Raw genomic sequence first — 8,439 nt, forward strand, 5'->3', positions numbered from 1 at the left:
ATGGGTCAGGCCGAACTTGCGTGCCAGCGTCTCGCGTGCCGGATTGATGTCGACCCCGATGATCATGTTGGCGCCGGCCATGCGCGCGCCCTGGATCACGTTCAGGCCGATGCCGCCCAGGCCGAACACGATCACGTTGTCGCCGGGCTGCACCTTGGCCGTGTAGATCACCGCGCCGATGCCGGTGGTGACGCCGCAGCCGATATAGCAGACCTTGTCGAACGGGGCGTCCTCGCGGATCTTCGCCACCGCGATCTCCGGCAGCACGGTGAAGTTGGAGAAGGTCGAGGTGCCCATGTAATGATGGATCGGTTTGCCCCCCATCGAGAAGCGCGAGGTGCCGTCGGGCATCATCCCGGCGCCTTGCGTCGCGCGGATCGAGGTGCACAAATTGGTCTTGCGCGACAGGCAGGATGGGCACTGCCGGCATTCCGGCGTGTACAGCGGGATGACGTGGTCGCCCTTCTTCACCGAAGTGACGCCGCGGCCGATATCGACGACGATACCGGCGCCTTCATGGCCGAGGATGGCGGGAAACAGGCCCTCGGGATCGGCGCCGGACAGCGTGAACTGGTCAGTGTGGCAGATACCGGTGGCCTTGATCTCAACCAGCACCTCGCCATCGCGCGGACCTTCCAGTTGTACGGTCATGATCTCCAGCGGCTTGCCGGCGGCAATGGCAACGGCGGCGCGAACGTCCATGCGGTCCTCATTCATCGTGTTGGTGTGTGCTGCGCGGCGGACTGCCGCGCGCCGATCATGATTGCCGCTTAGCACAGGATAGGGCACTCAGGCAGCCAATGAATCGTGATTTTCAGGCCCTCGCCGGGCGCATGGCGCCCGTCCTCTTCATCCTGCTGTGGAGCACCGGCTTCATCGGTACCAAATATGTGCTGACCGGTGCCGAGCCACTGACCTACCTCACGGTTCGGATGGCGATCGTCGTCGCCATCATGGTCGTCGTCGTCGCTATCGTCAGGCCGCCTTGGCCGGATCGCGCCGGCATCGGCCACAGCATCGTCGCCGGTATTCTGGTCCAGGGATTCTATCTCGCCTTCACCGTGCTGGCGGTCGCTCATTCGGTTCCGGTCGGGCTATCGGCGCTGATACCCGGACTGCAGCCGATCCTGACGTCGCTACTCGCGAGCCGGTTTCTCGGCGAACGCGTCACGCCATCGCAGTGGGGCGGACTGTTGCTCGGCCTCGCCGGCGTGTTGCTGATCCTGCACGGTCGTCCGATCTCGGGCGACGCCGGCTGGGGCTGGCTGGCCTCGGCCGGCTCGCTGGTCAGCATCACGCTCGGCACGCTGTACCAGAAACGCTTCTGCGGCAGCATCGACTGGCGTAGCGGAAGCCTGCTGCAGCAGGTCGCTGCCCTGGTGCTGGTCGGCGTCGGGGCGTGGGCGTTCGAGACCAACATCATCCACTGGACCACGCAATTCGTGCTGTCGGTGGCCTGGCTCGCGGTGGTGTTGTCGATCGGTACGGTCGGATTGCTGTACTGGCTGCTGCGGCGTCAGCCCTCGAGCCAGGTCGCCAGCCTGTTCTATCTGGTGCCGGCGGTGACGGCGCTGCTGGCCTATGTGCTGTTCGGCGAAAAGCTCGACGCGGTCGCCATCATCGGCATGGTGGCGTGTGGCGCGGCGGTGCTGCTGGTCAATCGGACGCGTGGCTGAGAACCTTTCGCCGCACTGCGTCCGCGACACGAAGCTCGGTCGGCGCAATCCGATGCCTCGACGCCAACTCCAGACAAGAAAAAGCCTCCGGGCTTGGACCCGGAGGCTTTCACTTCACAGCCTAGCTGTGAGTCTTACTTCTTGGACTTCTTGGCAACCTTCTTGGCCTTCTTCGGAGCGGCCTTCTTGGCCTTCTTCGGAGCAGCCTTCTTCACGGTCTTCTTGACGGTCTTCTTCGCGGCTTTGACGGCCTTCGCTGCCTTCGGAGCCTTCTTCGCGGTCTTCTTCACTGCTTTTGCCACTGTCTTTTTCGCTTTCTTGGTTTTCTTCGCCGAAGGTTTCTTGGCTGAAGATTTCGGGGTGGATTTCTTCACGGCTTTCTTGGCCGCGGGCTTCTTCGCCGCTTTCTTGGTGGTGGCCTTACGGACTTTTTTCACCAAGGAAGTGGCGGCTTCTTTTGTCGCATCGGCAGCGCTGGTGAGAGCGTCTGTCATCTGCTCCAAAATCGGAGTGTCGTCGTTCATCTTATCCCCCAAAGGTTATCGATTCTCTGACGATAGTCCGATTCGGTTCTCAGATGAAGTGTGAGTGACATGTAGTCAACCGTTTCGTGTGGTCGCGTAGGCTTTCAAGGCACGTTCTCGACCGAGTTTGTGCTCGATGATCGGTGCCGGATAGTTCGTGCCGAGCGTGACGCCCGCGCGCTTAAGCTCTAGCGGGCTAGCGATCCACGGCTGATGGATCAACTTCGACGGCATGTCTTTCAGCTCGGGCACCCAGCGTCGAACATAGATTCCGTCGGGGTCAAACTTTTCTCCCTGAAGGATCGGATTGAAGACGCGGAAGTAGGGGGCTGCGTCGGCACCGGAGCCTGCGACCCATTGCCAGTTGGCCGGATTGCTACCCGCATCGGCATCGACGAGCGTATCCCAGAACCATTTTTCGCCTTCGCGCCAGTCGATCAACAGGTGCTTCACCAGGAACGAAGCCACCACCATGCGAACCCGATTGTGCATCACACCGCTGTGCCAGAGCTCCCGCATGCCGGCATCGACGATCGGATAACCCGTCTGGCCAAGCTGCCAGGCGCGTAGTGCCGCGCGATCGGTCCGCCATGGAAATGCGTCGAAGGAGGGTTGAAGATTGCGCTCGGCGAGGTCGGGCACGTCGAACAACAGGTGTCGGCTGAATTCGCGCCAGCCCACTTCGCTGAGGAATTTGTTGATGTCGGTGGCGTGCTGGGGATGTTCGGCGGCGGCGAAGCGCGCCGCGTACCAGACTTGCCGCGGGCTGATCTCGCCAAATCTGACATGTGGTGACAGCCGCGACGTGCCTTCGCGGTCGGGGCGGTCGCGGTTGGTGGCGTAGCCGACGATGGCCGCCTTCAACAGTTGGCGCAGCTGCTGCTGCGCCTTGGCTTCGCCCGGCGTCCAGCTCTCGCGCAGCCCGCCAGCCCAATCCGGCCGGGTTGGCTCGAGCTTCCAGTCAGACAAATTGTCACTGGCAATTTCGGGAGCGGGCACCAGCTTCTTCGGCGTAGGCAGCGGCTTGGCTGGATCGCCCATCGCCAGGATGCGCTTCCAGAACGGCGTGAACACCCGAAGCCCGCGCCCTTCCTTGGTGCGGATCGCGGCGGGCGGCACCAGCAGGTCGCCGTGGTAAGGGTGGGCGCCGACATTAAGATCGGCCAGCGCGGCGGTGACCTGATCGGTCACCATAAGCTCTGGCGCCTGCGCGATTTCATTCCAGGAGACATGCGCGGCATCGACCTCTCGCGCCAGGGCGGCGATGACATCGGCCGCGGCGCCGCGCCGCAGCACCAGCGTTCCGCCGATCGCCTGCAGGCTGGCCTGCAAGGCGCGTAGCGACTGCGCCAGCCACCAGCGCGTTGCTCCTCCCATCGTCCGCTTCAGGGCGGCACTCTTTTCATCGAGGATGTAGAGGCAGATCACCGGCGCCCCGCTGGTCGCGGCGGCGTGCAGGGCAGGGTGATCTGACAGGCGAAGATCGTCGCGAAACCAGACGATGTGGGGATGTGAGTCGGTCATCTCCGACATTTACCATGCGGTTCGCCAATTTGATCCGGTCTCAAATACCCGGGGGATCTTGCAACCTTGTCGGCGCTGGCGCGTATTTTATCGAAGTATAGTGCCTGGGACAGGCTGGAGGTCGACGTGAAACGATACGCAATTCTCTATGTGGCGACGTTCGTGGTGATGCTGCCACTGGACCTGCTGTTTCTCGGGACCATCGCCAAGGGCTTCTTCAACGCCCAGGTCGGCGACATGCTGGGCGAGGTGCGCCTCGCTCCGGCGATCCTGTTCTACTTCCTCTACATTGTCGGCATCCTGGTGTTCGTCAACAGCGCGCCGGACGCGACCTGGCGGTCGACCCTGCTCTACGGCGCGCTGTTTGGCTTCTTCTGCTATGCGACCTTCGAACTGACCTCGCTGTCGCTGTTGAAGCACTGGACGTGGCCGGTGGTGATGGTCGACATTTCCTGGGGCACAGTCGTGACGGCGGTGGCAGCCACGCTGGGCCTGCTGCTCGCCAACTGGGTGGAATCCAAGCTGTAAGGTAGGGAGCCGGCGGGCCATTGTCCGCCGGCACGCCGCCGTCTAGAGGCCTTGTCCGCCCGACACCTCGATCCGCTGCGCGTTGACCCAGCGGTTGTCCGGCGACAACAGGCTGGCGATCATCGGCCCGATGTCATCGGGCAGCCCGACGCGGCCGAGCGCAGTCATGCCGGCGAACAGCCTGTTGACATCCGGATTGTCGCGCACGCCGCCGCCGCCGAAGTCGGTTTCGATGGCGCCCGGTGCTACCGTATTGACGGCAATGCCGCGGGGGCCCAGCTCCTTGGCCATGTACCGGGTGAGAACTTCGACCGCGCCCTTTACCGCGGCGTAGGCCGCGTAGCCGGGGAACGACATTCGCGTCAGGCCGGAAGACAGGTTGACGATGCGACCGCCATCCGCGATCAGCGGCAGCAGTGCCTGGGTCAGGAAGTAGACGCCTTTGAAATGCACGTCGACCAGCCGATCGAACTGCGCCACGGTGGTCTGCTCGATCAACGCACGGTCGCCGTGGCCGGCATTGTTGACGAGATGATCGAACGTGTCGCGCTGCCAGTGGATGCGCAACGCGGCGCGCAGGCGGGCGGCGAAATCAGTGAAGCCGGCGATGTCGCCGGTGTCCAGCGGGAAGGCGATCGCGGTGCGGCCCATCGCGGTGATCTCGGCGACCACCGCCTGCGCACCTTCCTCCCGGCTCTGATAGGTCAAGATGACGTCGCCGCCGTGGCGGGCAATGCAGAGGGCGGTATTGCGGCCGAGTCCGCGGCTGGCGCCGGTGACGATGGTGATGCTGGTCATGCTTCAACTCCTGTTGCGATGACCGGCTGGATAGCGGTCGGGTCTCCGAACGTCGTTGTCGAAACCTCGGCATTGCTTGCCTATTCCTCCAGTACAGGTGCGCGACATCGGGCGATCGGTTAGAATCGCGCCATGACCGAAACTTTGCTCAATGTCGCCAGCCGCTATGCCGAGGCCTTTGCCGATCCGGCCGGGTTTGCCCGGAGCCCCATGGGTGGCCTGATGATCGTCCGTTCGACCGCGCCAAGCGGCCTGGTCCACGCGATCTCGAAGCCTATGGCCTGCCTCGTCTTGCAAGGCAGCAAGCAGGTCGCGATGGGATCCGATCTCTTTGCGTTCGGCGCCGGCGACTCGCTGCTGATCACCGCGGACGTGCCGATCGTCAGTCAGATCACGCGCGCCAGCACCGATGCGCCCTATCTCTCCCTGGTTGTCGAACTGGATCTGGCGGTGATCGCCGAACTGACGTTGCAGATGGCGGCGCTGACCGTGGCGGAAGGTGCGGCGGTGCGGATCGAACCGACCGACGGCGAGGTTGCCGACGCGGCGCTGCGGCTGATGCATTTGCTGGAGCGGCCGGCGGCGGTGCCTGTGCTGGGCCCGCAGATGCTGCGCGAGATGCACTACTGGCTGCTGGCCGGCCGGCACGGCCCTGCCATTCGCCGGCTCGGTTGGCAGGACAGCCACGCCCAGCGGATCGCGGGGGCCGTCGCCGTGCTGCGTGCCGAGTTCGCGCGGCCGCTGCCGGTCGAGCGTCTGGCGGCGATAGCCGGAATGAGTCCGTCGTCGTTCCACCAGTATTTTCGTGCCGTGACGTCGCTGTCGCCGCTGCAATTCCAGAAGCAGTTGCGGCTCATCGAGGCACGGCGGTTGATGGCTGCGGAGGGATTGTCGGCGAGCAGCGCAGCGTTCGCTGTCGGCTATGAGAGCGTGCCGCAGTTCACCCGCGAGTACGGACGGATGTTTGGTCTGCCACCGGCAAAGGACACGGAAGCAACAAGGGGAAGGGCTGTAGCGGCGGCGTGAATCGCCCGATACCGTCAATTGACAAGGGCAGGGGCGCCCCGCAGTTGCGGAGCGCCAATCTTGCCTGGGTCACCCTTGTCTAGCGCGGCTGCGGCACAATGCGGATGTAGGGCTTCGGCTCTTTCCATCCGTCGGGATAGATGGTCTTGGCCTCTTCGTTAGTCACCGAGCCGGCGATGATGACATCCTCGCCCTGCTGCCAGTCCGCCGGGGTTGCGACGCGATGCTTCGCGGTCATCTGCAGCGAGTCGATCACGCGCAGGATTTCCTGAAAATTGCGGCCGGTGGTCATCGGGTAGACCAGCACCAGCTTGATTTTCTTGTCCGGGCCGATCACGAACACGTTGCGCACGGTCTGGTTATCGGCTGCGGTGCGGGCGCCGACATCGCCGGAGACGCTGGCCGGCAGCATGTCGTACAGCTTCGAGACATTGAAGTCGGTGTCGCCGATCATCGGAAATGTCGGACGGTACCCCTGGGTCTCCGTGATATCGTCGACCCACAGCGCATGCTTGGCCACCGGATCCACACTCAGGCCGATCAGCTTGACGCCGCGCTTGTCGAACTCAGGCTGCAGCTTTGCCAGTGCTCCGAGTTCCGTGGTGCAGACCGGCGTGAAATCTTTCGGATGCGAGAACAGCAAAGCCCAGCTATTGCCGATCCACTCGTGGAACTTGATGCGTCCTGTGGTGGTTTCGGCTTCGAAATCAGGAGCCACGGCGCCAATTTGAAGTGTCATGTTACGGCCTCATGTCGTTCAAGGTAAAGCTGAATTTCGCAATTGCACTATAGTCCGCGGGACGCCGTAAAGGAACACCGCGGAAAAAAGGAGAAGATCTTTCTGCGGATGGTGGAACTAACGACATGTTATTTGCTTTCGTGGCACTGCGACAAAATGAACACCGCAACACTGGGACACCGGATGCCGCCAAGTTGCCGTGGCTTCGGCGCAATCTCGCCGGACCCCGGTCGCCACATCGCTAGGCGCACGAGTGACCCTCGCGACAAATCAGCAACGGTTCGAAGAAGTGAACACGCGCGACACCATCCGTTAATCAACCGTTAATCCCCAAGTGGAAATGCTGGGGGTCAGAATGAATGACACAGAAGAGAAGAACTGAAATGTCTACCGCTGCTGCTGCCGACTGCGTCGGCGCCATTGAAACCGCCGGGATCGTCGACCGTCAGGCTGCCGCCCAGGCACTCGGAATTGTGCGCGACGGCGTGATCACCGGCGAGGGCCCGACCGCCCGCGGCCGGATCCATTTTTCCCGCGCGCTCGATGCCGATGATGCTGCCTGGTGCGCGCGCATCCTCACCGCCGCCGGTGTCGAGAGCCAGCCGGTCAGCCGGGCCGAGGCCGAGGCGATGTTCGCCATCAACGAGGCCGCCGCTGAGCGCAGCGATGATGGCCGCTTCGACGATCTGTTCGCGAAGGCCGTCGTGCATCACGCCGCTTCCGCTTCCGGCCTGCCGGTGCCGTCTCGCGCCGTCGCCCTGTCACCTGACACCGCGATCGAAAGCTGGGCGCCGACCCGCGCCGCTGGCGTCAATATCGAAGTGCTGGAGTGGATCGCGGCACAGATGCGCGGCAAGCGTGTCAGCAACCGCACTCTGATGACCCTCGTTGCCACCATCGTCGGCGCCGCGACGCTGCCGATGGCATCGTTGCCGAGCGTGTTCGATATCGGGCTGTAAACCGGAACCGCAGATCTGGATGTAACCGCGGCGGGGATGTTCCCCCGCCGTTTTTGTCAGTGATCTTGTTACTCCGCGTCGAGGCCGACCGTGCGTCCCGGAAAACCCGCGGCGTCGAAATAGCGCTGCTGACCGACGGTCTGGCGCTTCAGCACGGTGCGCAGGCCCTGCGCGCCGGGCTGCGAGCTCAACGTATCGGTGACGGCCTCCGGCGTGGCGCCGTTCGGCATCGCTTCCGTCATGACCCGACCGATCAACGCGCCATTGGCCTTGCGTGTCAGGCCGAGCAGCTGCGCCGCTGTCATCCCGACATCCGCATTGCTGACCGGCAGGGCGTCGACATAGCCGGCTTTGAAGTCCGGTCCGATCGCCGCCATGAAGTTGTGGGTATCGCCGCGACCGAAGCTGCCATGCATGCCCTGGCCCTGACGCAGCACGGTATCGGCGATCTCGACGGAGCAGTTGGTCGGTTCGTCGCAGCCCGTCGTATAGGAGCGGAAATTGACCACGATCGTCGGGTTCGGCGTTACGGCTTTGCCCTTGAGGCCGATCTGCGACATCGGCAGCGTGCCGGGGAAGCGCCCGAACCTGTCATCGACAAACAAGCCGCTGACGTAATCCTGTTCCAGCAGCGCCTTGATGGTGCGGTCCGCCAGTTTCTTGTC

Annotated in this window: 9 protein-coding genes and 1 pseudogene; 4 read left to right on the forward strand and 6 right to left on the reverse strand. The window is 63.4% G+C overall.

Annotated features, from left to right (window positions below; genetic code table 11):
- A partial coding sequence (locus Q0S16_RS20000) for an alcohol dehydrogenase catalytic domain-containing protein (RefSeq protein ID WP_295852030.1) occupies window positions 1–702 on the reverse strand: 702 nt, incomplete at its 3' end.
- Window positions 703–800: 98 nt separating this feature from the next.
- Between Q0S16_RS20000 and Q0S16_RS20005 the strand changes: the two genes are divergently transcribed.
- Entirely contained in the window at window positions 801–1,676 is an 876-nt protein-coding gene (locus Q0S16_RS20005) for a DMT family transporter (RefSeq protein ID WP_295852033.1), read from the forward strand.
- A gap of 134 nt (window positions 1,677–1,810) precedes the next feature.
- On the opposite strand, the gene Q0S16_RS20010 is transcribed toward Q0S16_RS20005, so the two are convergent.
- Both Q0S16_RS20010 and Q0S16_RS20015 read right to left on the reverse strand, forming a co-directional pair.
- On the reverse strand, window positions 1,811–2,200 hold the full coding sequence (locus Q0S16_RS20010; RefSeq protein WP_295852036.1) for a histone: 390 nt from the start codon (window positions 2,198–2,200) through the stop codon (window positions 1,811–1,813).
- 75 nt (window positions 2,201–2,275) lie between these two features.
- A complete protein-coding gene (locus tag Q0S16_RS20015) occupies window positions 2,276–3,724 on the reverse strand; it encodes a deoxyribodipyrimidine photo-lyase (protein WP_295852055.1) in 1,449 nt (482 codons plus the stop codon).
- Between the two features lie 126 nt (window positions 3,725–3,850).
- On the opposite strand from Q0S16_RS20015, the gene Q0S16_RS20020 reads away from it, so the two are divergent.
- Window positions 3,851–4,252 carry a DUF2177 family protein gene (locus Q0S16_RS20020; RefSeq protein WP_295852040.1) on the forward strand — a complete coding sequence of 134 codons (402 nt, stop codon included), beginning with the start codon at window positions 3,851–3,853 and terminating at the stop codon, window positions 4,250–4,252.
- 42 nt (window positions 4,253–4,294) lie between these two features.
- On the opposite strand, the gene Q0S16_RS20025 is transcribed toward Q0S16_RS20020, so the two are convergent.
- Window positions 4,295–5,050 (reverse strand): SDR family oxidoreductase, encoded by a 756-nt coding sequence (locus Q0S16_RS20025; protein ID WP_295852043.1) that lies wholly within the window; start codon window positions 5,048–5,050, stop codon window positions 4,295–4,297.
- A gap of 132 nt (window positions 5,051–5,182) precedes the next feature.
- Between Q0S16_RS20025 and Q0S16_RS20030 the strand changes: the two genes are divergently transcribed.
- Window positions 5,183–6,076, forward strand: a complete 894-nt coding sequence (locus Q0S16_RS20030) for an AraC family transcriptional regulator (RefSeq protein WP_295852046.1) — start codon at window positions 5,183–5,185, stop codon at window positions 6,074–6,076.
- Window positions 6,077–6,155: 79 nt separating this feature from the next.
- On the opposite strand, the gene Q0S16_RS20035 is transcribed toward Q0S16_RS20030, so the two are convergent.
- Window positions 6,156–6,815 carry a peroxiredoxin gene (locus Q0S16_RS20035; protein ID WP_295852049.1) on the reverse strand — a complete coding sequence of 220 codons (660 nt, stop codon included), beginning with the start codon at window positions 6,813–6,815 and terminating at the stop codon, window positions 6,156–6,158.
- Window positions 6,816–7,198: 383 nt separating this feature from the next.
- Between Q0S16_RS20035 and Q0S16_RS20040 the strand changes: the two genes are divergently transcribed.
- Window positions 7,199–7,774: a hypothetical protein gene (locus tag Q0S16_RS20040; RefSeq protein ID WP_295852052.1), complete on the forward strand. Its 576-nt coding sequence runs from the start codon at window positions 7,199–7,201 to the stop codon at window positions 7,772–7,774.
- A 68-nt stretch (window positions 7,775–7,842) separates the two neighbouring features.
- Here the strand turns inward: Q0S16_RS20040 and Q0S16_RS20045 are convergent.
- Window positions 7,843–8,439 (reverse strand): annotated as a pseudogene (locus tag Q0S16_RS20045) (alkaline phosphatase family protein); the annotation flags it as partial.

Source organism: Tardiphaga sp., assembly GCF_025356345.1.
GTDB lineage: Bacteria > Pseudomonadota > Alphaproteobacteria > Rhizobiales > Xanthobacteraceae > Tardiphaga.

Bases quoted from the DNA above. Each gene is read 5' to 3' on its own strand.
- Q0S16_RS20010 (WP_295852036.1), bottom strand. From the start codon at position 2,200: ATGAACGACGACACTCCGATTTTGGAGCAGATGACAGACGCTCTCACC.
- Q0S16_RS20025 (WP_295852043.1), bottom strand. From the start codon at position 5,050: ATGACCAGCATCACCATCGTCACCGGCGCCAGCCGCGGACTCGGCCGC.
- Q0S16_RS20040 (WP_295852052.1), top strand. From the start codon at position 7,199: ATGTCTACCGCTGCTGCTGCCGACTGCGTCGGCGCCATTGAAACCGCC.
- Q0S16_RS20015 (WP_295852055.1), bottom strand. From the start codon at position 3,724: ATGACCGACTCACATCCCCACATCGTCTGGTTTCGCGACGATCTTCGC.
- Q0S16_RS20005 (WP_295852033.1), top strand. From the start codon at position 801: ATGAATCGTGATTTTCAGGCCCTCGCCGGGCGCATGGCGCCCGTCCTC.
- Q0S16_RS20035 (WP_295852049.1), bottom strand. From the start codon at position 6,815: ATGACACTTCAAATTGGCGCCGTGGCTCCTGATTTCGAAGCCGAAACC.
- Q0S16_RS20030 (WP_295852046.1), top strand. From the start codon at position 5,183: ATGACCGAAACTTTGCTCAATGTCGCCAGCCGCTATGCCGAGGCCTTT.